The 22,755-nt window shown below is 71.7% G+C and carries 21 protein-coding genes and 1 pseudogene; 12 read left to right on the top strand and 10 right to left on the bottom strand.

Annotated elements, in window-relative coordinates; genetic code table 11:
* Window positions 1–26: 26 nt before the first annotated feature.
* The 3 genes from ACZ45T_RS30695 to cseB are packed head-to-tail and all read left to right on the top strand — an operon-like array spanning window position 27 to window position 2,006.
* Window positions 27–587 (top strand): SigE family RNA polymerase sigma factor, encoded by a 561-nt coding sequence (locus tag ACZ45T_RS30695; RefSeq protein ID WP_468447018.1) that lies wholly within the window; start codon window positions 27–29, stop codon window positions 585–587.
* Window positions 588–625: 38 nt separating this feature from the next.
* Window positions 626–1,258, top strand: coding sequence for a hypothetical protein (locus ACZ45T_RS30690; protein ID WP_468447063.1), 633 nt, complete (start codon window positions 626–628; stop codon window positions 1,256–1,258).
* A gap of 34 nt (window positions 1,259–1,292) precedes the next feature.
* Entirely contained in the window at window positions 1,293–2,006 is a 714-nt protein-coding gene (gene cseB / locus ACZ45T_RS30685; protein WP_468447016.1) for a two-component system response regulator CseB, read from the top strand.
* 12 nt (window positions 2,007–2,018) lie between these two features.
* On the opposite strand, the pseudogene ACZ45T_RS30680 reads toward cseB, so the two are convergent.
* A pseudogene (locus tag ACZ45T_RS30680) lies at window positions 2,019–2,702 on the bottom strand (RNA-guided endonuclease InsQ/TnpB family protein); the annotation flags it as partial.
* A 125-nt stretch (window positions 2,703–2,827) separates the two neighbouring features.
* On the opposite strand from ACZ45T_RS30680, the gene cseC reads away from it, so the two are divergent.
* Window positions 2,828–4,147 (top strand): two-component system sensor histidine kinase CseC, encoded by a 1,320-nt coding sequence (gene cseC, locus ACZ45T_RS30675; protein WP_468447014.1) that lies wholly within the window; start codon window positions 2,828–2,830, stop codon window positions 4,145–4,147.
* Window positions 4,148–4,229: 82 nt separating this feature from the next.
* Window positions 4,230–5,414 (top strand): LamG domain-containing protein, encoded by a 1,185-nt coding sequence (locus ACZ45T_RS30670; protein ID WP_468447012.1) that lies wholly within the window; start codon window positions 4,230–4,232, stop codon window positions 5,412–5,414.
* 32 nt (window positions 5,415–5,446) lie between these two features.
* On the opposite strand, the gene ACZ45T_RS30665 is transcribed toward ACZ45T_RS30670, so the two are convergent.
* The gene (locus ACZ45T_RS30665) at window positions 5,447–6,088 is read right to left on the bottom strand and encodes a M23 family metallopeptidase (RefSeq protein ID WP_468447010.1); all 642 of its coding nucleotides are present in this window, start codon (window positions 6,086–6,088) and stop codon (window positions 5,447–5,449) included.
* A gap of 357 nt (window positions 6,089–6,445) precedes the next feature.
* On the opposite strand from ACZ45T_RS30665, the gene ACZ45T_RS30660 reads away from it, so the two are divergent.
* The gene (locus tag ACZ45T_RS30660) at window positions 6,446–9,430 is read left to right on the top strand and encodes an NACHT domain-containing protein (protein ID WP_468447008.1); all 2,985 of its coding nucleotides are present in this window, start codon (window positions 6,446–6,448) and stop codon (window positions 9,428–9,430) included.
* A gap of 70 nt (window positions 9,431–9,500) precedes the next feature.
* On the opposite strand, the gene ACZ45T_RS30655 is transcribed toward ACZ45T_RS30660, so the two are convergent.
* Complete coding sequence (locus ACZ45T_RS30655) at window positions 9,501–12,026, bottom strand: ATP-dependent Clp protease ATP-binding subunit (RefSeq protein WP_030009904.1); 2,526 nt, start codon at window positions 12,024–12,026, stop codon at window positions 9,501–9,503.
* A gap of 488 nt (window positions 12,027–12,514) precedes the next feature.
* Here ACZ45T_RS30655 and ACZ45T_RS30650 point away from each other — a divergent pair, with 488 nt between their 5' ends.
* Window positions 12,515–13,126, top strand: a complete 612-nt coding sequence (locus ACZ45T_RS30650) for an SCO3374 family protein (RefSeq protein WP_468447005.1) — start codon at window positions 12,515–12,517, stop codon at window positions 13,124–13,126.
* Here ACZ45T_RS30650 and ACZ45T_RS30645 read toward each other — a convergent pair.
* The 7 genes from ACZ45T_RS30645 to ACZ45T_RS30615 form a co-directional block, all read right to left on the bottom strand.
* Window positions 13,105–13,443 carry a histone-like nucleoid-structuring protein Lsr2 gene (locus tag ACZ45T_RS30645; protein WP_468447003.1) on the bottom strand — a complete coding sequence of 113 codons (339 nt, stop codon included), beginning with the start codon at window positions 13,441–13,443 and terminating at the stop codon, window positions 13,105–13,107. The two genes, ACZ45T_RS30650 and ACZ45T_RS30645, sit on opposite strands and share 22 nt — an antisense overlap.
* A gap of 165 nt (window positions 13,444–13,608) precedes the next feature.
* The gene (locus ACZ45T_RS30640; protein ID WP_468447001.1) at window positions 13,609–14,139 is read right to left on the bottom strand and encodes an amino-acid N-acetyltransferase; all 531 of its coding nucleotides are present in this window, start codon (window positions 14,137–14,139) and stop codon (window positions 13,609–13,611) included.
* An 11-nt stretch (window positions 14,140–14,150) separates the two neighbouring features.
* Window positions 14,151–14,663: a BlaI/MecI/CopY family transcriptional regulator gene (locus tag ACZ45T_RS30635; protein WP_468446999.1), complete on the bottom strand. Its 513-nt coding sequence runs from the start codon at window positions 14,661–14,663 to the stop codon at window positions 14,151–14,153.
* Window positions 14,664–14,771: 108 nt separating this feature from the next.
* Window positions 14,772–14,936 (bottom strand): hypothetical protein, encoded by a 165-nt coding sequence (locus tag ACZ45T_RS30630; RefSeq protein WP_468446997.1) that lies wholly within the window; start codon window positions 14,934–14,936, stop codon window positions 14,772–14,774.
* Between the two features lie 13 nt (window positions 14,937–14,949).
* On the bottom strand, window positions 14,950–15,552 hold the full coding sequence (locus ACZ45T_RS30625; RefSeq protein ID WP_468446995.1) for a hypothetical protein: 603 nt from the start codon (window positions 15,550–15,552) through the stop codon (window positions 14,950–14,952).
* Between the two features lie 48 nt (window positions 15,553–15,600).
* Window positions 15,601–15,792 (bottom strand): DUF397 domain-containing protein, encoded by a 192-nt coding sequence (locus ACZ45T_RS30620; RefSeq protein WP_468446993.1) that lies wholly within the window; start codon window positions 15,790–15,792, stop codon window positions 15,601–15,603.
* Between the two features lie 282 nt (window positions 15,793–16,074).
* Window positions 16,075–17,205 carry a threonine aldolase family protein gene (locus ACZ45T_RS30615; RefSeq protein WP_468446991.1) on the bottom strand — a complete coding sequence of 377 codons (1,131 nt, stop codon included), beginning with the start codon at window positions 17,203–17,205 and terminating at the stop codon, window positions 16,075–16,077.
* A gap of 110 nt (window positions 17,206–17,315) precedes the next feature.
* Here ACZ45T_RS30615 and ACZ45T_RS30610 point away from each other — a divergent pair, with 110 nt between their 5' ends.
* The 5 genes from ACZ45T_RS30610 to ACZ45T_RS30590 are packed head-to-tail and all read left to right on the top strand — an operon-like array spanning window position 17,316 to window position 22,751.
* Window positions 17,316–18,230, top strand: a complete 915-nt coding sequence (locus ACZ45T_RS30610) for a Rossmann-like and DUF2520 domain-containing protein (RefSeq protein WP_468446989.1) — start codon at window positions 17,316–17,318, stop codon at window positions 18,228–18,230.
* On the top strand, window positions 18,227–19,219 hold the full coding sequence (gene panC / locus ACZ45T_RS30605) for a pantoate--beta-alanine ligase (RefSeq protein ID WP_468446987.1): 993 nt from the start codon (window positions 18,227–18,229) through the stop codon (window positions 19,217–19,219). Before ACZ45T_RS30610 ends, panC begins: the two co-directional genes overlap by 4 nt.
* Window positions 19,216–20,967, top strand: coding sequence for an L-aspartate oxidase (locus tag ACZ45T_RS30600; protein WP_468446985.1), 1,752 nt, complete (start codon window positions 19,216–19,218; stop codon window positions 20,965–20,967). The genes panC and ACZ45T_RS30600 overlap by 4 nt, the downstream gene beginning before the upstream one ends.
* A 2-nt stretch (window positions 20,968–20,969) precedes the next feature.
* Window positions 20,970–21,938, top strand: coding sequence for a carboxylating nicotinate-nucleotide diphosphorylase (gene nadC, locus ACZ45T_RS30595; protein WP_468446983.1), 969 nt, complete (start codon window positions 20,970–20,972; stop codon window positions 21,936–21,938).
* Window positions 21,939–21,941: 3 nt separating this feature from the next.
* Complete coding sequence (locus ACZ45T_RS30590) at window positions 21,942–22,751, top strand: type III pantothenate kinase (RefSeq protein ID WP_468446981.1); 810 nt, start codon at window positions 21,942–21,944, stop codon at window positions 22,749–22,751.
* Window positions 22,752–22,755 lie beyond the last annotated feature (4 nt).

Here is a 22,755-nt window from a genome sequence, read left to right as displayed (position 1 = left end):
GTGGACGGTAGCGGAGGCGGTCTGAGATGGCGCACGGCGATGTACTCGAATTCGAGGAGTACGTACGCACCCGGCAGGACGCGCTGCTGCGCAGTGCCCGGCGCCTGGTCCCGGACCCCACCGACGCGCAGGACCTCCTCCAGACCGCCCTCGTACGCACCTACGGCCGCTGGGACGGCATCGCCGACAAGTCCCTCGCCGACGCCTACCTCCGGCGGGTCATGATCAACACCCGCACCGAGTGGTGGCGCGCCCGCAAGCTCGAAGAGGTCCCCACCGAGCAGCTCCCGGACGCCTCCGTCGAGGACGGCTCCGAGCAGCGCGCCGACCGCGCCCTGCTGATGGACATCCTCAAGGTGCTCGCGCCCAAGCAGCGCAGCGTGGTCGTGCTGCGACACTGGGAGCAGATGAGCACCGAGGAGACGGCCGCGGCGCTCGGGATGTCGACGGGGACCGTGAAGAGCACTCTGCACCGCGCGCTGGCCCGCCTCCGGCAGGAACTGGAGAGCCGGGACCTGGACATGCGTGCGCTGGAGCGCGGTGACCACACCACCCGGTACGAGGGGCGTGAGCGGTGCGCGGCCTGAATGGCCAAGGTCTGTCCGGCAGGAGCTCGCTGGTACTGATGTCGGCGGGGGCGGTCGCCCTCGTCGGCATTGCCGTGTTCGCGGTCGGGTGCGGGAGCGGCGGCACCGGTCTGCGCGACGGCGGCCCGGCCCGCTCAGAGGCCGTGGCGAAGACCACCCCGAACGCCCCCTCCCCCGACGCCTCCTCGGCCTCCGCCTCCGGCGTGCCCCTCAAGAAGGTCGACCCGGTGGCGCTGCTCAAGGCGGACCCCAAGGTCAGCGCCGAGATCAAGCGGGACCTCAAGCCCTGCACGGGCAAGGAGTACCCCGTGGACGTGAGCTACGGGAAGGTCACCGGCAGCCCCGTCGTCGACATCGTCATCAACGTCCTGTCCTGTGCCGACGCCCTGGGCCGCGGCAGCTTCGTGTACCGCGCGGACGGCGGGAAGTACGAGAATGTGTTCTCGGACGAACAGCCACCCGTCTACGCGGAGATCGACCGGGGCGACCTGGTGATCACGAAGCAGGTCTACGGAAAGAGCGACGCGCTCGCCTATCCGTCGGGCGAGGACGTGATCACGTACCGCTGGAACGGGGAGAAGTTCACCGAGCAGGACCGAGTGCACTCGGAGTACAGCAACGTGGTCGACGGCGGCGTCCAGCCCGCCCCGGCGACGAGTCAAAAGAACTGAGCACAGCAGAGAAGAACTGAGGCGAGGCTTCCGCATGGCCGAGACCCATGTCCTGTTCGTGGAGGACGACGACGTCATCCGTGAGGCCACGACCCTGGCGCTGGAACGCGACGGGTTCGTGGTCACCGCCATGCCCGACGGCCTCTCCGGCCTGGAGTCCTTCCGCGCCGACCGGCCCGACATCGCCCTGCTCGACGTGATGGTCCCGGGCATGGACGGCGTCAGCCTGTGCCGCCGCATCCGCGACGAGTCCACCGTCCCCGTGATCATGCTGTCGGCGCGCGCCGACTCCATCGACGTGGTGCTGGGCCTGGAGGCGGGCGCCGACGACTACGTCACCAAGCCCTTCGACGGCTCCGTGCTCGTCGCCCGGATCCGCGCCGTGCTGCGCCGCTTCGACCACTCCGGCGGCCCGCAGAACGGCGGACCGGGCGCCCCGGACGAGGGTCCGGACGGCGAACGCGGAGTGCTCTCCTTCGGCGACCTGGAGGTGGACACCGAGGGCATGGAGGTGCGCAAGGCCGGCGCCGCGGTGGCGCTGACGCCGACCGAGATGCGGCTGCTGCTGGAGTTCTCCTCCGCGCCCGGCACCGTACTGTCGCGCGACCGCCTGCTGGAACGGGTCTGGGACTACGACTGGGGCGGCGACACCCGGGTCGTCGACGTCCACGTCCAGCGACTGCGCACCAAGATCGGACAGGACCGGATCGAGACGGTCCGGGGCTTCGGATACAAACTCAAAGCTTGACCTGATCCCCCCTTAGCGGGAGGGGATCCCTACCCTCACGGGTGGGGCTTCCTGCTTCACCACGGACCGCCCCGACCGAGAGGAGGACTCCCGTTGAGGTCTGACACCCGCTCCACAGGCAGTGACCGCCAGCCCGGCGGCCAGAAGATTCACAGCTGCGTTCTCATCCCGGTCGTGGGCCGTCCCGCAGTTCTCACACGTCCACTCGCGGACGTTCAGGGGCATCGCCTCGGCCATGGCCCCGCAGCCCGAGCACAGCTTGGAGCTGGGGATCTTCTCCCCGGTGGAGAGAGTGACCAGTGCCGTCAGCCCGGCGTCAATGCCCACCGCGCTCGTGGTGACAGGCATCGGGATGGGAACGTCCTCGCAGAGCAGGGACACGAACCAGCGCCCGGCATTGTCGCGCGACACCGTGACCGTGGTCGGCTCCGCGCCCGCGGGCAGCGGACGGGACCACGCGATGTCCAGCGACTCAGCCATCTTCGCGAGGGTCAGCCGGCCGTCCGCAAAGCGGAACGCACTGCGCGTGTACTCGGCGCTCGCCCGGGACCTGCGCTTCGATTTGAAGCGGAGGTACTTCGCGCGCTTTCCCCAGAACCCCACAAACGCGGCCTGCAAGTGTCGGAGCGTCTGCTGAAGCGGAACCGACGACACTTTGCTGAGGTAAGCAAGCTCCTCGGTCTGCTTCCAGGCGGTCGAGATCCGAACACAAGCGCAGGTCAAAGCATCACGCAGCGGTATACGGTCGCTCCACGGCTCCGAGCCGAGGCTGCGTTTCCTCCCCTGGCCGAAGCCGGGGCTTTTCACACAAGAAGATGGGCATGAGACGGTTCACCCTGCGCACGGGGATCCGCTGGAAGATCACACTCGCCATCGCCGCCGTGGGCGCCCTCGTCACGATCGCGCTGAGCCTGGTGGTGCACAGCGCTGCCCGCGTATCGATGCTGGAGAGCGCCCGCGAGGTGCAGCTGGACCGCGTGCAGTTCATCTCCCGCAACGCCGAGGCCGGGCGCAAGCCGCCCATGGGCGCCAAGCTCAACGACCCGGAGCTGCCCGCCGAACTGCGGCACAAGGCGCAGACCGGCCGGCGCGGAACGTACATCCAGGAGCACCCGCACGGCGGCATGCCCGAGGTGTGGGCCGCCGTACCGCTCGGCAACGGGCAGGTGCTGTCGCTGCACACGCCGTTCCGGGAGAGCGCCAAGCTGATCCCCGACCTGGACCGGGCCCTGGTCGTCGGCGGGCTCGCCTCCGTGATCGGCGGATCGGCGCTCGGCGTGCTCATCGGCGGGCAGATCTCGCGCAGGCTGCGCAAGGCCGCGGCCGCCGCGCAGCGGGTGGCGCACGGCGATCCCGACGTACGGGTGCGGGACGCGGTCGGCGGCGTCGTACGCGACGAGACGGACGACCTCGCGCGGGCCGTGGACGCCATGGCCGACGCCCTCCAGCAGCGGCTGGAGGCCGAGCGGCGGGTGACCGCGGACATCGCGCACGAGCTGCGCACGCCGGTGACGGGCCTGCTCACGGCGGCGGAACTGCTGCCTCCGGGGCGGCCGACCGAGCTGGTGCGGGACCGGGCGCAGGCACTGCGTGCGCTCGTCGAGGACGTACTGGAGGTGGCCCGGCTGGACAGCGCGTCCGAGCGGGCGGAGCTCCAGGACGTGGCGCTGGGCGAGTTCGTGAGCCGACGGGTGACGGCGCTGATGCCGGAGGCGACCGTACGGGTCGTCGCGGACGAGATCGTCAGCACCGACCCGCGCCGCCTGGAGCGGATCCTGGGGAACCTGCTGGCCAACGCCGCGCGGTACGGGCAGCCGCCGATCCAGGTCGATGTCGAGGGCCGGGTCGTACGGGTGCGGGACCACGGGCCGGGCTTCCCGGAGGCGCTGCTGCGCGAGGGGCCGAGCCGGTTCCGGACCGGGTCGACGGACCGCGCGGGCGTGGGCCACGGGCTGGGGCTGACCATCGCGGAGGGCCAGGCGCGGGTCCTGGGCGCCCGGCTGACCTTCCGCAACGTGGCGGCCCCCGGCGGCTTCGACCGCGAGGGCGCGGCGGCGGGCGCGGTGGCGGTGCTGTGGCTCCCGGAACACGCGCCGACGGCGACGGGCAGCTTCCCGGTGATCAAGCTGGCGCAGAGCTAGGGACGTCTTCGATCAGGCCGGATCACGGCCGGACCGGTACCGGGCGGTACGGCTCGGCGGGTCGTGTTTTAGCATCCGTGGCATGACCGACGCCGTGAATCCCCCGAGCAACCCGCAGCCCGAGCCCGCTCCCGGGAGCGGCGGATACGGGTTCCCGCCGGGTCCGCCCGCACAGGGCGGCGGATACGGGTTCCCGCCCGGCCCGCCCGCACAGGGCGGCGGCCAGGGCGGATACGGCTACCCGTCCGGCGGCGGCTACGGCTACCCGCAGCCCGGGCAGCAGCCGAACCCGTACCAGCAGGGCTCCGGAGGCCAGTGGCCCCCGTCCCAGGCGGATCTCCCGACCCAGGACGCCCACCCGGCCCTGCCCCCGACGCCGCAGCCGGACTGGCAGGCGATGGCCGATCGCAGCGAGTCGGAGCGCTCCCGCCGCAAGATGCTGTTCGTCGCGCTCGGGGTCGTCGCCGTGCTCGTGGCCGGAGGCGCGGGGTACTTCGTCTTCGCGGGCGGCTCGGACGGGCCGGGGAAGGACAAGCCCACGAACAACGCCTCGGGATCCCCCAGCCCCTCGCAGAGCGGCGACGCGGACTCCCCCACGATGCCGGGCGAGCCGACGCTGCTGCGTGACCGCGCGAGCAACGGCCCGGCGGTGCAGCTCGCGATGTCGCCCGGTGTCGAGCTGGTCAAGATGGAGAACCGCGACGAGCTGCGCCTCAAGGGCGGTCCGGACTCCTTCGCCCAGGGCGCCGAGCCGGCGGTGGACGTCACGAAGAGCTTCAGCGTGACCACGCGCGTCTACAGCGTGACCGAGACGGGCTCCCGCATGGCCATCAGCCAGGGGGACGGCGTCTCGTACTCCTTCGAGCTCGGCTTCGAAGTCGTGAACGGCAAGAAGTCCTGGGTGTTCCGGGTGCAGACCAGCGAGAAGGGCGCGGCCGCCACCGCCCAGCAGGTCGTCGTGGAGGCGCCGGAAGCGCTGAAGAAGTGGACCCAGCTGACCGGCACGTACGACGCCGAGAAGAAGACGATCGCGCTCTACGTCAACGACAAGGCGGCCGGCCAGGCCCAGGTCACCGGCATCTGGGCGGGCCCGGGACCCGTACAGCTGGGCCGGGCACGTCACCACGGGATCTGGAGCGGCTCTTTCGTCGGCTCCATGGACCGCATCCGGATCTGGGACAAGGCACTCACCCCGGAGCAGGTGGCGGTGCTGGACTCCGGCAAGCTCGACACGCTCGGCAAGCCGAAGCACGCCTGGCTGATCTGAGCTGATCTGAGCCTGCCGGGGCAGGACGGGAGTCAGATGCTGACGCCGGCCTTGCGCAGGAAGGCCACCGGGTTCACGGCCGAGCCGTAGTTCGGGGTGGTCCGGATCTCGAAGTGCAGGTGCGGGCCGCTGGAGTTGCCGGTGTTGCCGGACAGGGCGATCCGCTGCTCGACGGAGACCTTCTGGCCGATCTTGACCTGGATCCGCGAGAGGTGCGCGTACTGCGAGTACGTGTTGTTCGCGTGCTTGATCACGATGGCGTTGCCGTACGCCGGACCGTCGCCGCCACCGTTGGGGCCCGCCTTGACGACGACGCCGGCGGCCGCGGCCTTGACCGGGGTGCCGACGGGGACGGCGAAGTCCTGGCCGGAGTGCTTGTGCGACCACATGCTGCCACCCTTGCCGAAGGTCGCGGACAGCGTGTACTTGTCGAGCGGCTTGTCCCACAGGCCGGTCTTCGCGGCCGCGGCCTTCGCGGTGGTGGCGGCAGTGGCGGCCTGAGCGGCCTGGGCCACGGCCTGCCGGGCCACCAGCTCGGCGGTCCCGCCGAAGGCGGTCTGCGTGCTGTCGGCGAACGCGGCGGTCGTCCCGGCCCCGAGGGCCAGCGCCGCACCGAGAGCGGTGGCGCCGACGGCGATACGGGTACGACGGGTGCTGACGCGCTTCGCGGACATGAAGCAGACCTCCGGGGCCGGGAACAAGGACGGGTCATGCCCGCCACGGGCATGAAGTGACCCGGCACGCTGCGATGCAGCACGTGCCGGGTTGGCCCACCTTTGGTAACCCGTGGCCCCGGACTTCCCCAAATGTCCCGCTTACTACCGGGGCTCGTAGCCGAGCGGGTGTGACGCGTCCGGTTGACGGCTCCCCTCGCCGGAGGGAGGCAGGGCCCCCGAGCGTCCCCGGACCCATTGGATCTACGAATCCACCTAGTACGTCCGATTTGCCCTGTGCGGCTTGTCACCGGTTCAGGACCTTCGTCCTGTCGATCCGGGACCATCGGCAGGCAACCGCCACTACGCTCCAGCGTCGTGGACGCATCGGTGGTCGGGATCCGGCTGGCGTCGGGGGTCGTGACCCCTCTCGTCAAGAAGCTCTTCCAGGGGGAGGGGGCGGGCGCGGGCCTGGTGGACCGGCCGCTGCGGATCTCCTCCTACGTGGCCCGGCGCGAGAAGCGCGACCTCGACGCGGCGGACCTGCGCAAGCTCGCCGACCACCTGGTCCAGGAGGCCTTGCGCGCCCGCGGGGAACGGCCCCTCCCGCCCGGCGAGGAGGCCGGCGTGTCGGCCGCCCTCGCGGCGACCCTGCACGCGCTGGGCGACCTCACCCTCTCCGACGTGGAGGCCGTCCGCCTCGGACCGCGCGCCTTCGCCCGCAGCCTCCGGGCCGCGGCCCCACGGACCGGGCTCTCCCGCGACGCCGAACTCTTCCACGCCCGCCTGGTGGACCTGGCCTGCCTGCACATCCTGAACTTCTTCACCCAGCGCTCCACCTTCGTGGCCGCGACCCTGGTCGAACAGTCCCGGCTGCACGCCGACACCATCGCCAAGGTGGACGAGCTGCTGACCCGGATCCCCCGCCAGGACGCCCGCGACACGGCCTTCGAGGCCCGCTACCTGTCCTACCTGGCCCAGCGCCACAGCGCCCTCACCATCTTCGGCCTGGACCTGGCCCCCGGCTCCGGCCGCTGGCCGCTGGACGCGGCGTACGTGAGCCTGGAGGTCTCCGGACCTGCGCCCGGCCCGTCCGGCGGCCGACGGGACCTCGGGGCCCCCGAGAGCCCCGCACCGCACTTCCTCCCCGCAGACCGGCTCCTCACCGAGCACCGGCGGATCCTGCTGCGCGGCGAGGCCGGATCGGGGAAGACCACCCTCATCCAGTGGCTGGCCGTCTCCGCCGCCCGCGACCCCGGCGCGCCCATCCCGTTCGTCCTGCCCCTGCGCACCCTCACCCGGCACGGCGAGCGGCTGCCCGCGCCCCGCGAGTTCCTGGCCGGCTCCTCGGTGGCCGGGGAGGCCCATGCGGGCTGGGAGGGCCGCGTCCTGCGCGACGGCCGCGCCCTGATGCTGGTCGACGGCATCGACGAGATCCCCGAGGCCGAGCGCGGCCACGCCCGGGAGTGGCTGGCCGACCTGATCACCGCCCATCCCGGCAACCGCTGGCTGGTGACCTCCCGGCCCTCGGCGGTCCGGCGCGACTGGCTCGCCGACATGGACTTCTCCGAGGTGACCCTGGCCCCCATGAGCCCGGCGAACGTCCAGGCCTTCATCGAGCGCTGGCACCACGCCGCCGACCATGCCCCGCCGGAGTACGGCGAGCAGCTGCTGGAATCCGTACGCCGCAAACCGGACCTGGCCCGGCTGGCCACCAACCCGCTGCTGTGCGGCCTGATCTGCGCCCTGCACCGCGAGCGCCGGGGCTTCCTCCCCTCGGGCCGCAAGGAGCTGTACTCGGCCGCCCTGTCGATGCTGCTGGACCGGCGCGACCGAGAGCGCGGGCTGCGGCTGCCGTACCTGGCCGAGGAGCCCCAGCTCCAGCTGCTCCAGCGGCTCGCGTACTGGCTGATCCGCAACGGCCGCACCGAGATGGACCGGAGCCGGGCCGAGGCCCTGATCGCGGACGCGCTGCCGTCCGTACCGGCGGCCCGCGCGCTGGGCGACGCACCGGCCGTGTTCGGCCACTTCCTGGAGCGCACCGGCCTGCTGCGGGCCCCCACGGTGGACACCGTCGAGTTCGTCCACCGCACCTTCCAGGACTTCCTGGGCGCACGGGCGGCCCTGGACGAGGGCAGCCTCGGCGAGCTGACCCGGCACGCCGAGGACGACCAGTGGGAGGACGTCATCCGCATGGCGGTGGCCCAGGGCCGCCCCCGGGACCGCGCCGAGATCATGGGGGACCTGCTGGCTCGGGGCAAGGAATCGCCGCGTGCCGTGCTGCTCGCCTACGCCTGCCTGGAGGAGGCGGCCGAGCTGGAATCCGAACTGCGCGATGACGTGCGGGCGGCCGCCCGCACGCTCGTCCCGCCGGCCACCACCCGGGCCGCCGAGTCCCTGGGCCGGGTCGGCCCGCTGATCCTGCAACTGCTGCCGGGCCCGGACGACGTCCCCAACGACTTCCACGCCCTGCTCACCGTCATGGCCGCCGGCGCGGTCGGTCACGACCAGGCGATCCCCTTCCTGACCCGGTACGCCTGCCATCCGTCGGCCGACGTGCGCAACGCGCTGGCCCGGCTCTGGCCCCGGTTCGACACCGGGCGGTTCGCAGAGGAGGTCCTCGCCCGCATGGACCCGGCCCCCCGCTGGCTCCCGGTCTCCTCGGACGACCAGCTCCTGGCCCTGCCCGGGTTCACGAGCCCTCCCGGGCTGTTCATCGGCCGAGGCGTGTCACGCGAGGCGCTGTCCGCCTCCCTGCACCGCTCCCCGGTGACGGGGCTGTCCCTGGTCCGCTTCCGCGGCGGGGCCGACGCCGGGTTCCTGCGGGGCCACGACTCGCTGCGACGGCTGAGCATCCAGTCCTGGCCCGAGCTGGAGGATCTGACCGGGCTGTACGGGCTGCCCCTGGAGGAGGTCACCCTCTACCTGGGCAACCGCCTGGCCGTCGGGGACGCCACCGCCGCCTGGCCCCGGCTGCGCAAGCTCACCCTGTACGGGGACCACGCCCCGTGGTCCTTCCACTCCCTGGCGCCGGACGCGCCCCTGGAAGAGATCGACCTCCAGCACGCCCCCGGCAGCCTGGCGGGTCTGGGACGGCTGCGCAGCCTGCGGCGGCTGCGGCTCGGCTACCCATGGCGCCCGGCGGAGGGCGCCTGGTCCGAGCTCTCCCAGCTGGCCCGGCTCGAAGAGCTCGCCCTGTCGGCCGAGACGCTGAGCGGCCTCGTGGAGTGCGCGGACCTGCCCGCGCTCCGGGAGGTGTACGTGTACCCGTACGAGGACGCGGGCCCCGCGATCGAGGAGCGGCTGCGCAGCCGCTTCCCGGGCGTGGCCCTGCTGGAGGTGCCGGAGCAGTCCCAGCCATGACGAAGGGGCGGCCCGGAACCTCTTGGGTTCCGGGCCGCCCCTTCGTACCGCTACGGTCAGCGCCTAGCGCTTACGCGCCCTTCGACAGGTCCGGGCCGGAGCCCGTGGCCTCGATCGGGGGGAGGTCCGGCAGGGCCGACTTCTCCTCGCCGCGGAAGGTGAACTTGGCGTCGTCGCCCTCACCCTCCTTGCCGACGACCACGATCTGACCGGGGCGCAGCTCGCCGAAGAGGATCTTCTCCGAGAGCATGTCCTCGATCTCGCGCTGGATGGTCCGGCGCAGCGGGCGGGCGCCCATGATCGGGTCGTAGCCGCGCTTGGCGAGCAGGAGCTTCGCGTCACCGCTCAGCTCGATGCCCATGTCGCGGTCCTTGAGGCGCTCGTCGACCTTGGCGATCATCAGGTCGACGATCTGGATGATGTCTTCCTCGGTGAGCTGGTGGAAGACGACCGTGTCGTCGACACGGTTGAGGAACTCGGGCCGGAAGTGCTGCTTGAGCTCTTCGTTGACCTTCGCCTTCATCCGCTCGTATCCGGTCTTGGTGTCGCCCTGGGCCGCGAAGCCCAGGTTGAAGCCCTTCGAGATGTCCCGGGTACCCAGGTTGGTCGTCATGATGATGACCGTGTTCTTGAAGTCCACGACCCGGCCCTGGGAGTCGGTCAGGCGACCGTCCTCCAGGATCTGGAGAAGGGAATTGAAGATATCCGGGTGGGCCTTCTCGACCTCGTCGAAGAGGACGACGGAGAACGGCTTCCGGCGCACCTTCTCGGTGAGCTGGCCGCCCTCTTCGTAGCCCACGTAACCGGGGGGCGAACCGAAGAGACGGGAAACCGTGTGCTTCTCGCTGAACTCCGACATGTCGAGGGAGATCAGCGCGTCCTCGTCGCCGAAGAGGAATTCGGCGAGCGTCTTGGAGAGCTCGGTCTTACCGACACCGGACGGACCGGCGAAGATGAACGAGCCACCCGGGCGCTTCGGGTCCTTCAGACCCGCACGGGTACGGCGGATCGCCTGGGAGAGCGCCTTGATGGCGTCCTTCTGGCCGATGACCCGACGGTGGAGCTCGTCCTCCATGCGGAGCAGTCGCGAGGACTCCTCCTCGGTGAGCTTGAAGACGGGAATGCCGGTCGCGGTCGCGAGGACTTCGGCGATGAGCTCGCCGTCGACCTCGGCGACGACGTCCATGTCGCCGGCCTTCCATTCCTTCTCGCGCTTGGTCTTCGCCGCCAGCAGCTGCTTCTCCTTGTCGCGGAGGGAAGCTGCCTTCTCGAAGTCCTGGGAGTCGATGGCCGACTCCTTGTCGCGGCGCACGCCCGCGATCTTCTCGTCGAACTCGCGGAGGTCCGGCGGCGCGGTCATCCGGCGGATGCGCATCCGGGAGCCGGCCTCGTCGATCAGGTCGATCGCCTTGTCCGGGAGGAAGCGGTCCGAGATGTACCGGTCCGCCAGCGTCGCCGCCTGGACGAGGGCCTCGTCCGTGATGGAGACGCGGTGGTGGGCCTCGTAGCGGTCGCGCAGGCCCTTGAGGATCTCGATCGTGTGGGGGAGGGAAGGCTCCGCCACCTGGATCGGCTGGAAGCGGCGCTCGAGGGCCGCGTCCTTCTCGAGGTGCTTGCGGTACTCGTCCAGCGTCGTGGCACCGATGGTCTGGAGCTCACCACGGGCCAGCATGGGCTTGAGGATGCTGGCGGCGTCGATCGCGCCCTCGGCGGCGCCCGCACCCACGAGGGTGTGGAGCTCGTCGATGAACAGGATGATGTCGCCGCGGGTGCGGATCTCCTTGAGCACCTTCTTGAGGCGCTCTTCGAAGTCACCGCGGTAGCGGGAACCGGCGACCAGGGCACCCAGGTCAAGCGTGTAGAGGTGCTTGTCCTTGAGGGTCTCGGGGACCTCGCCCTTGACGATCGCCTGGGCCAGGCCCTCGACGACGGCGGTCTTGCCGACGCCGGGCTCGCCGATGAGGACCGGGTTGTTCTTGGTACGGCGGGACAGCACCTGCATGACCCGCTCGATCTCCTTCTCGCGCCCGATGACCGGGTCGAGCTTGGATTCGCGGGCCGCCTGGGTGAGGTTGCGGCCGAACTGGTCCAGGACGAGCGAGGTCGAGGGCGTGCCCTCGGCCGGGCCGCCGGCCGTGGCCGACTCCTTGCCCCCGCCGGTGTAGCCGGAGAGCAGCTGGATGACCTGCTGCCGGACTCGGTTGAGATCGGCGCCCAGCTTCACGAGGACCTGGGCGGCGACGCCCTCGCCCTCGCGGATCAGGCCGAGCAGGATGTGCTCGGTGCCGATGTAGTTGTGGCCGAGCTGGAGGGCCTCTCGGAGCGAAAGCTCCAGGACCTTCTTCGCCCGCGGGGTGAAGGGGATGTGGCCGGACGGGGCCTGCTGCCCCTGACCGATGATCTCCTCAACCTGCTGGCGAACAGCCTCGAGCGAAATCCCGAGGCTCTCCAGGGCCTTAGCGGCGACACCCTCACCCTCGTGGATCAAGCCCAGGAGGATGTGCTCGGTGCCGATGTAGTTGTGGTTGAGCATCCGGGCTTCTTCCTGAGCCAGGACGACAACCCGCCGCGCGCGGTCGGTGAACCTCTCGAACATCGTTTATCGCTCCTCAGAGCGGTCGGGCAGTTCGGGGTCGGTCCCCGCCCTGTCCTTCCGCATGCTAGTCCCGCGGGGCGGGACAGCTCATTCCAACTGCCGACATCCGTCCGCGGCTCACCCCTACATCAGCGGGAAAACCGGCTTGAAGAGCCGACAACTGCTCCAACTCGATGGTGCGAGACGATGTTCCCGCAGGCCAGGCAGATACCCGTCATGCGTGTACGCCGACGGCGAACGGAAGCCCGTCAAATCAGCGTGTCGCCCCGATCCACTAGGAATGTCTTACCCGTAAGGGCTGACACTCCATGCCGGTGGCACCGGTTCCCTCCGCTAAGGGCGAACACAGTTCCGTCCCGAATGTGGGACGTCGCTGTCGCGGATGTTTACGTTCCGCATAGGGGTGGGTGCGGTGTGTCACTCCCCCGGGTAACGCTGGCAGGTGCCCCCGGCCGTAACCCCGGGGCGTTTCCGAAGTTGCTCCGGGCATGGCCGTAACCGTCCCGCAGACCGTGCCGCCGACCGTCCCGATGCCCCGCGTCCCGCCCGAGGGCGACGCGTATGCCTCCTGGTACGAGCGGGTGCTCGGCTGGGCCGTGACGGGCGGGCCGCCCGCCCAGCTCGTCACCGGGATCCGCTTCGACGTACTGGAGCTGCCGTCCGATGCGGGGGCGGCGCTGCTGCGCAGGCCGGTCGCCACGGGCCCGGTGGCGCTCATGGGGCGCCGGATGCGGTTCCTGGTGGCCGCGGGGAGCGCAGAGGAGCTCGACGGGCTGCTCGACTGGCTCGAATGGGGCGGGGTCGCCCTGGATCTCGCCGCCCTGGGTGCGGGTGGCCGGATCACCGCCCCGGCTCCCCCGGGGCTTCCCCTGGGAGACGGCCCTCGGGGAGCCGCCGTGTGGCTGCGGCCCCCCGAGCAGGGGTGTGAGGCACTGCTGCCGGCCCTGCCCGGTCCGGGGAGGGCCCTGGGGCCCCGTCCGGACAAGGGCACTGCCGGGCCCGATCTCGTACGCCTGGTGGCCGCGGCGGCGACGGAATGCCACCGGGCCCGCCTGGGGCGGCGTACGTCAGGGGCTCGTCAGCCGTTGGCCTTCTCGTAGGCCTCTCGGATCTCGGCCGGGACGCGGCCGCGGTCGTTCACGTTCCAGCCGTTGTCCTTCGCCCACGCACGGATGAGCGCGGTGTCCGGGTTCGCGGCCGTCGCGGCACCGCGGCCCTTGGCGCGCGCCGCGGTGGCACGGCCACCGGTGCGGCGGCCGCCCTTGGTGTACGGGTCGAGCAGACCGCGGAGCTTTTCAGCGTTGGCGGTGGTGAGGTCGATCTCGTAGGTCTTGCCATCCAGAGCGAACGTCACCGTCTCGTCCGCCTCGCCACCGTCGAGGTCGTCGACAAGAAGGACCTGAACCTTCTGTGCCACCGGGATTTCCTTTCATCGAAAAGCAGTACGCGGAAAGGAAACCGCTTTTGCCTGGAAAACACAAACCCCCGGGGAGAGGTTCGAGACCGCTACGAGGCGGGAAACGTGCGCGATTCGGACATAGGCCACAGGTGTGCTGAGGGCGGGAAAAGCCAAGGCCATCGATCAGAGGTGCAGAAGCATCCGACTGTTGCCCAAGGTGTTCGGCTTCACTCGTTCGAGACCGAGGAACTCGGCGACGCCCTCGTCATAGGAACGCAGGAGCTCCATGTAGACATCGGTCTCGACCGGAGTCTCCCCGATCTCGACGAAGCCGTGCTTCGCGAAGAAGTCCACTTCGAAGGTCAGGCAGAAAACCCGGCTCACACCGAGCGCGCGGGCGGTCCGCAACAACTGCTCCAGCACGCGATGGCCGACGCCGGCGCCCTTCAAGTCGCGGTCGACCGCGAGAGTGCGCACTTCGGCCAGGTCTTCCCACATCACGTGGAGAGCGCCGCAGCCGACCACCTGGCCGTCGGAGTCGCGTTCCGCGACCCAGAACTCCTGGATGTCCTCGTAAAGGACGACCGGCGCTTTGTCGAGCAGGATCCGCTGCTGCACGTACTGGTCGAGGAGGCGACGCAGCGCGGGAACATCACCGGTGCGGGCACGGCGGATCGTCACTGTTTCTGCATGTGCAGTGGAAAACTCTCCCATGGCTGCGGACGCTATCGCCCCGGCTCCCGCGAGTGCTCGGCGGAGTCCCCTTCGGCTGCTGCCGGAGCGGGAGGTTCGGCGGAGGGTTCGGCAGGGAGTTCAGCAGGGGGTTCGGCGGAGGGTTCGGCGGAGGGTTCGGCGGCCGTGTCGGCGCCGGACTCGTCGTCGTGCTGGACGACCCGTACGGCGTCCCGGAGGGCTTCGCGCTGTTCCGCCGACATCATGCCGAAGAAGGCGACCAGGGCGGCCGCCGGGTTGTCGCTCGTCGACCATGCTTCGTTCATCAGTGCGGCCGAGTAGGCGGCGCGGGTGGAGACCGCCGTATATCGATAGGCGCGGCCTTCGGCTTCCCGGCGGACCCAGCCCTTCTGATGAAGATTGTCCATAACGGTCATGACCGTCGTGTACGCGATGGACCGTTCCTGCTGGAGGTCTTCCAGCACTTCTCGCACGGTGACCGGGCGGTTCCACTGCCACACCCGCGTCATGACGGCGTCTTCGAGTTCTCCCAAGGGGCGAGGCACAACAGCACGATAGTGCGGGTTGTGCGGAATTGCCCGACTATTCACTCGGCAACGCGCAACAAATTCGGGCGCACGGCCGGTGCGGCCGTACGCCCGTTGTCAGGGGGCTTACTTCTGCTGCTGGGTGGCTTCGGCCCGGGCGATCACGGCGTCGACCACCGCGTCCTCCTTGGCCTTGTTGGAGCCGCCCTGGCTCTTCACGATCGTCACGACGAGAGCGATGAAGAACGCGGCCATCGCGATGGGGGGCACGAGCGCGGAGACGTAGTCCATGCCCCCAGACTAGCTACCCGCAAGCCCACCCGGCCGCCGGGGGCGGAGCGGGCTTGCGACGCGGCGGGAAGACCTCGCCGGGGGTCGGAACCGGCCGCTCGGGACGCGGCGGCTCCTTGGGCTGCGGCGCGGGACGCGGCGGCTCCTCCTTGCCGCCGGCCAGGGCGAGCAGCCGCGTGCGGGGCGCGCGGGCCGTCGACAGCCGACGCCGTACGGAGCGCTCCGCGACGGACTGGGCCCGCTCCAGCAGCGCGGCCGCGACCGGATTGGCGCGGAGCGCGCGCAGGGCGGCCAGGTCGTCGGGCACCGGCTCGTAGCCGGCGGCCAGGGCGTCCTGGAGCAGCTCCAGGTAGCCGGAGAGGCTGCCGGGCAGGGCGCCGCGGTAGCGGGCGAGATCCTCCAGGAGGAACGCTCTGAGCCGGCCCGCCTCCTGGACCGCGTCGTCCACCGACTGCGCGAGGCGCAGGCAGTCCTGGACCTCCGCGGCCGTCAGAGCCGTCAGAGCCGGCAGGGGGGCCGAGGAGGGCTGAAGGGCGTGGGCGAGGAGGCGCCTGAGCACGTGCAGCTCAGCCGCGCTGAACGCCATGCCGCCGCGGGATCCGTAGGGCGTGGGCATGGGCCGAAGATACGCGCTAATCGGACAAAATCCCCTGAGGGTGAGCGGTTACGGCGCGGCGGTTTCTTTGACGGCCCGGATGAAATCGGCCCAGGCGGCCTGGGTGGTGGCGAGCACGAGATGGGCCGGGTCGACGCGGTCGGCGACGCGGACCAGGGCGCCGGGGGCGGTGGCGACGTAGACGCAGGCGTCGCCCTCACCGCAGAACGAGGACTTCTGCCACGCGGGCTGTGCGGTCATGGTGTCTCCTCCGGGTGCGGTGGCCGGTAATTGCCGTGGAGGGACGGTATCGCCGTGACCGGCCCGGGCCGATGACTTTCCCGGAATTCGGTGTTTCGTGGCGAAGCCCGTCCTCCGGGGGGTGCGGGGGTGCCGCTGCGCGGAGCTGGTCCCCGCCCCGCCCTTTCTCCGTATCCCGGGGCTCCGCCCCGGACCCCGGTCCTCAAACGCCGGACGGGCTGGATTTTCAGCCCCGCCGGCGTTTGAGGCGCGGGGTCTGGGGCGGAGCCCCAGTTTCGGGGGCTACAGCCTGGCCACGAAGGCCGCGACCGCTTCCTTCACGTCGGACTCCGTCCAGGACAGCCCCGGCTGCGTGATCTCCAGTTCCGTCATCGACAGACCCGGCGGCCCGTCGGGAGACCACCGGCGGAAGAGGACCGTCCCCGTCTCCTCCGCCTGCCGCAGGCCCGCCTCCGTCAGGCGGTCCGGCTCGTACGGGAGCCACACCTGGAACTGGTGCGTGTGCGGCTCCTGCGGGTGGATCCGGGACCACGGGACCCCCGCCTCGTCGAACGCCGTGCGCAGCGCGCCCGCCACCACCCGCGCCTGCGCCACGTACTGCGGCAGTCGCGGCAGCTCCCGCTCCAGCCCGGCCAGCGCGGACAGGGCCTGCGGGAACTGCCGGAAGATCTGGCCGCCGTACCGGTGGCGCCAGACCCGGGTCTCCTCCACGAACTCCCGCGACCCCGCCAGCGCGGCCCCGCTCAGGCCGCCCAGCGACTTGTAGAAGGAGACGTACACCGAGTCCGCCAGCGCGGCGATAACCGGCAGGGTGCGCCCGAAGTGGACGGTGGACTCCCACAGCCGGGCCCCGTCGAAGTGGACCACCGCCTCCCGCTCGCGGGCCGCGTCGACCAGGGCTTCCAGCTCCTCCCAGGAGGGCAGGAGGAAGCCCGCGTCGCGCAGGGGCAGCTCCAGCATCAGCGTGCCGAAGGGCTCCCGGAGCCCCGTGACCTCCGCCGGCGTCGGCTGGCGCGACTCCGTCGTCGGGTGCACCACCCGCAGCCCGGAGACGGCCGACAGCGCCTCCCCCTCCCACTTCTCCGGATGGCTCATCGGGTGCAGTGCCACCACCGGGTTCCCGGTCCGGCCGGCCCAGCACCGCAGCGCGATCTGCTGCGCCATCGTCCCGCTCGGGAAGAACGCCGCGTCCTGGGTCCCCAGCAGCTCCGCGACCCGGCGCTCCAGCGCTTCCACGACCCCGTCGCCGTACACGTCGGCGGGTCCGTCCATGTCGTACGGGGCTTCGGCGAGCGGCGCCAGCAGCTCGCCGACCGTGGGTTCCAGCAGGCTGCGGGAGAGTTTGCGCTCCGCCCCGCGCCAAGCGGCCACCAGCCGCCGCGTGCGTTCCGTGTCCTCGGTGTCGTCGCTCATAACGCCTGATCCTCGCCCCTGTCGCCGCCGACCCGCCAATAGCCCAGGAGCTAGCATGGCCGCGTAACGTCCGGTACCCCCCGCGGACTGGAACGGAAGGCCCTCCCCGCGTGAACTCATCACAGCAGCCGCGCCCTGCCCGGCTCGCCGTCGGCGTCGTCGGAGCCGGCCGCGTCGGTCCGGCGCTCGCCCGCGCGCTCCAGCAGGCCGGGCACCGGCCCGTCGCCGTTTCCGGAGTCTCCGACGCGTCCGTGCGCCGCGCCGCGCGGATGCTGCCCGACGTGCCGCTCGTAGCGCCCGGCCGGGTGCTGGAGCTGGCCGACCTGGTCCTCCTGACTGTGCCGGACGACGCGCTGCCGTCCCTCGTGGAGGGCCTCGCCGAGACCGGCGCGATCCGGCCCGGGCAGCTCCTCGTCCACACGTCCGGGCGGTACGGGACCGCCGTGCTGGATCCCGCGCGACGCGCGGGCGCGCTGCCGCTGGCCCTGCACCCCGCGATGACCTTCACCGGTACCGAGGTCGACGTGCAGCGCCTGGCCGGCTGCTCGTTCGGCGTCACCGCTCCCGAGGAGCTGCGGCTCGCCGCCGAGGCCCTGGTCATCGAGATGGGCGGGGAGCCCGAGTGGATCGCGGAGGAGAACCGTCCGCTCTACCACGCGGCTCTCGCCCTCGGCGCGAACCACCTCGTCACCCTGGTCGCCCAGTCGATGGAGCTGCTGCACAAGGCCGGGGTCGAGCACCCCGACCGGATGCTCGGCCCGCTGCTCGGCGCGGCCCTCGACAACGCCCTGCGCTCCGGGGACGCCGCCCTGACCGGGCCGGTGGCCCGCGGTGACGCCGGTACGGTCGCCGCGCACGTCTCGGAGCTGCGCAAGCACGCACCCAGCACGGTCGCCGGCTACCTGGCGATGGCCCGCACCACCGCCGACCGGGCCCTCGCGCACGGTCTGCTCAAGCCCGAACTCGCCGAGGACCTGCTCGGTGTTCTCGCGGACAGCGCCGACCCCGAAGGTGGTGACCAGTGAGCGAGCTGCTGATCGACTCCGCCGGGGAGCTCCTGGGGCTCCCGCGCACCGGCCGCCGGGCCGTGGTGATGACCATGGGCGCCCTGCACGAGGGCCACGCCACCCTGGTCCGTACGGCGCGCGAACTCGCCGGGCCCGAGGGGCAGGTCGTGGTCACCGTCTTCGTCAACCCGCTGCAGTTCGGGGCGGGCGAGGACCTCGACCGCTATCCGCGCACCCTCGACGCGGACCTGAGGATCGCCGAAGAGGCGGGCGCCGACGCGGTGTTCGCCCCGGCCGTCGACGAGGTCTACCCGGGCGGCGACCCGCAGGTGCGGATCAGCGCCGGCCCCATGGGCGAGCGCCTCGAAGGAGCCACCCGTCCCGGCCACTTCGACGGAATGCTGACCGTCGTCGCCAAGCTGCTCCACCTGACCCGCCCCGACCTGGCCCTCTTCGGCCAGAAGGACGCGCAGCAACTGGCCCTGATCCGGCGGATGGTGACCGACCTGAACTTCCCCGTCGAGGTGGTCGGCGTGCCGACCGTCCGCGAGGAGGACGGGCTCGCGCTGTCGTCCCGCAACCGCTACCTCTCCGCCGCCGAGCGGCACACCGCCCTGGCCCTGTCCCGCGCCCTGTTCGCCGGGCAGGACCGGCTCGCCGCACAGGCGGCGCTGCGCGCCCGCGCCGAGGCCGCCCCGGCCAGCGGCGAGCGGGCCACCGCCCTGGCGCGGCTCGGCGAGATCCGCGCCTCCGCCGACGCGCACGCCGTCTCGGCGGCGGGCGCGGGGCTGCCGGACGCCGTACGGGCCGCCGCGCGCCACGTCCTGGAGGAGGCGGGCCGCCACGAGCCGCCGCTCGTACTGGACTACCTGGCGCTGGTGGACCCGCAGGACTTCACCGAGGCCGGACCCGACTTCACCGGGCAGGCCGTGCTGGCCGTCGCCGCGAAGGTGGGCACGACCCGGCTGATCGACAACATCCCATTGGAGTTCGGAGCACACTCGTGAGCACCCCAGGCAGAGGCATCCCGTCGGACGGCGCAGGTGCGGGCACCGGCATACGGCTGCACGCACCGGCCCCCGGCTGGTCCCTCGACGCCGATGTCGTGGTCGTCGGTTCCGGTGTGGCGGGCCTGACCGCCGCACTGCGCTGCGCCGCCGGGGGCCGCCGTACGGTCGTGGTCACCAAGGCCCGGCTCGACGACGGCTCCACCCGCTGGGCCCAGGGCGGGATCGCCGCGGCCCTCGGCGAGGGCGACACCCCGGAGCAGCACCTGGACGACACCCTGGTCGCGGGCGCGGGCCTGTGCGACGAGGCGGCCGTGCGGCTGCTCGTCACCGAAGGCCCGGACGCGGTACGGCGGTTGATGGCGGCGGGCGCGGTCTTCGACACCTCCGAGGAGACCGGCGAGATAGAACTGACCCGCGAGGGCGGCCACCACCGCCGCCGGATCGCGCACGCGGGCGGCGACGCCACGGGCGCCGAGATCTCGCGGGCGCTCGTCGAGGCCGTCCAGGCCGCGGGCATCGAGACGGTGGAGAACGCGCTCGTACTGGACCTGCTCCAGGACGCGCAGGGCCGTACGGCCGGCGTCACGCTGCACGTCATGGGCGAGGGCCAGCACGACGGCGTCGGCGCCGTCCACGCGCCCGCCGTGATCCTCGCGACCGGCGGCATGGGCCAGGTCTTCTCGGCCACCACCAACCCGTCGGTGTCCACCGGCGACGGCGTGGCGCTCGCGCTGCGCGCCGGCGCCGAGGTCTCCGACCTCGAATTCGTGCAGTTCCACCCGACGGTGCTGTTCCTCGGGCCTGAGGCCGAGGGTCAGCAGCCGCTGGTGTCGGAGGCGGTCCGGGGCGAGGGCGCGTACCTCGTCGACGGGGACGGCGTCCGCTTCATGGTCGGCCAGCACGAGCTCGCCGAGCTGGCCCCGCGCGACATCGTCGCCAAGGGCATCATGCGCCGCATGCAGGAGCAGGGCGCGCAGCACATGTACCTGGACGCCCGGCACTTCGGCGCCGAGATGTGGGAGCAGCGGTTCCCCACCATCCTCGCGGCCTGCCGGTCCCACGGCATCGACCCGGTGACCGAGCCGATCCCGGTCGCGCCCGCCGCGCACTACGCGTCCGGCGGCGTACGGACCGACCTCCAGGGGCGGACCACCGTACGCGGCCTGTACGCCTGCGGTGAGGTCGCCTGCACCGGTGTGCACGGCGCGAACCGGCTCGCCTCCAACTCCCTGCTGGAGGGCCTGGTCTTCGCCGAGCGGATCGCCGAGGACATCATCACGCAGCGGTACGGCGGCGCCGGCCCGGTCGTCCCGGTTCCCGCGACCGGCCCGCTCCAGCCCGCGGGGGCGCGGCACGAGATCCAGCGGATCATGACGGACGGTGCGGGCGTGCTCCGCTCCGCCGAGTCGCTGCGTACGGCGGCCGGCGCCCTCGAAGCGCTGTACGCCACCGCCCTGAACGACCTGGAGTCGCACGGCAAGACCGCCGAGCCGGGTGTGGACACCTGGGAGGCCACGAACCTGCTGTGCGTGGCGCGGGTGCTGGTCGCCGCCGCCGAGCGGCGCGTGGAGACCCGCGGCTGCCACTGGCGCGAGGACCACCCGGACCGCGACGATGCCGACTGGCGCCGCCATCTCGTCGTGCGCCTCTCGGCGACCGAGAAGCGTGCCCTGGTCGTCATCCCCACCGATTCCGCGGATTTCCCCGCAGTGGAACCCCTGAACCCCCCGAGCCTGGAGCAGTGACCGTGAGCACCCCCGAACTTCCCCTGATCGACCAGAACGACGGCGGCTGCGGCGACGACTGCGGCTGCGGCGACGGCGAGGAGAGCGGCCTGGACCCGGCGCTCGCCCAGCTGCTCGCGGACGCGGGCCTGGACCCCATCGAGGTCGAGGACATCGCGCACATGGCGCTCTCCGAGGACCTGGACGGCGGCGTGGACGTCACCACCGTGGCCACGGTGCCCGAGGACGCCGAGGCCATCGCCGACTTCGTCGCCCGCGAGAACGGCGTCGTGGCCGGTCTGCGCATCGCCGAGGCCGTGTTCTCGGTGGTCTGCACCGAGGCCTTCGAGGTGGAGCGGCACGCGGAGGACGGCGACACCGTCGAGGCCGGGCAGCTGCTGCTGTCCGTACGCTCGCGCACCCGCGACCTGCTCACGGCGGAGCGCAGCGCGCTGAACATCCTGTGCCGGCTGTCGGGCATCGCGACCGCCACCCGCCGCTGGGCGGACGTGCTGGAGGGCACCGGCGCGAAGGTCCGCGACACCCGCAAGACCACGCCGGGCCTGCGCGCGCTGGAGAAGTACGCGGTGCGCTGCGGCGGCGGCGTCAACCACCGGATGTCGCTGTCGGACGCGGCGCTGGTGAAGGACAACCACGTGGTGGCGGCGGGCGGCGTCGCGCAGGCCTTCAAGGCCGTACGGGAGGCCTTCCCCGAGGTCCCGATCGAGGTCGAGGTCGACACCCTGGAGCAGATCGGCGAGGTGCTGGAGGCGGGCGCCGACCTGATCCTGCTGGACAACTTCACGGTCGCGCAGACCGCCGAGGCCGTGACCCTGGTGGCCGGCCGCGCGGTGCTGGAGTCCTCGGGCCGCCTGACCCTGGACACCGCCCGGGCGTACGCGGAGACCGGCGTGGACTACCTGGCCGTCGGGGGGCTGACCCACTCCTCCCCGATCCTGGACATCGGCCTCGATCTGCGCGAGGCGGTGTAACCCGTGCTCCTCACCATCGACGTAGGCAACACCCACACGGTCCTGGGCCTGTTCGACGGTGACGAGATCGTCGAGCACTGGCGCATCTCGACCGACCCGCGGCGCACGGCCGACGAGATGGCCGTGCTCATGCAGGGCCTGATGGGCATGCACCCGATGCTCGGCAGCGAGCTGGGCGACGGCATCCACGGCATCGCGATCTGCGCGACGGTGCCGGCGGTCCTGCACGAGCTCCGCGAGGTGACCCGGCGCTACTACGGCGACGTGCCCGCGGTGATCGTGGAGCCCGGCACCAAGACGGGCGTGCCGATCCTCACGGACAACCCGAAGGAGGTCGGCGCGGACCGCATCGTCAACGCGGTCGCGGTCGTCGAGCTCTACGGGGGCCCGGCGATCGTGGTCGACCTCGGTACGGCGACCACCTTCGACGCGGTGTCCGCGAAGGGCGAGTACGTGGGCGGGGTGATCTCCCCGGGCATCGAGATCTCGATGGAGGCCCTCGGGGTACGGGGCGCCCAGCTGCGGAAGATCGAGCTGGCCCGGCCGCGCAACGTGATCGGGAAGTCCACGGTCGAGGCGATGCAGTCGGGCGTGGTCTACGGCTTCGCGGGCCAGGTCGACGGGATCGTGGCCCGGATGGCGAAGGAGCTCGCGGGACCGGGCGGCGACCCGGACGACGTCCGCATCATCGCCACCGGCGGGCTGGCCCCGATCGTCCTCGGGGAGTCCTCGGTGATCGACGACCACGAGCCGTGGCTGACCCTCGTCGGCCTCCGCCTGGTGTACGAACGCAACGCGCCGAACTTCGCCTAGCCCG

The organism is Streptomyces sp. NPDC030995 (assembly GCF_055571215.1).
Note: the sequence above shows the minus strand (reverse complement) of the source record. Positions and strands in the feature narration are given on the sequence as shown.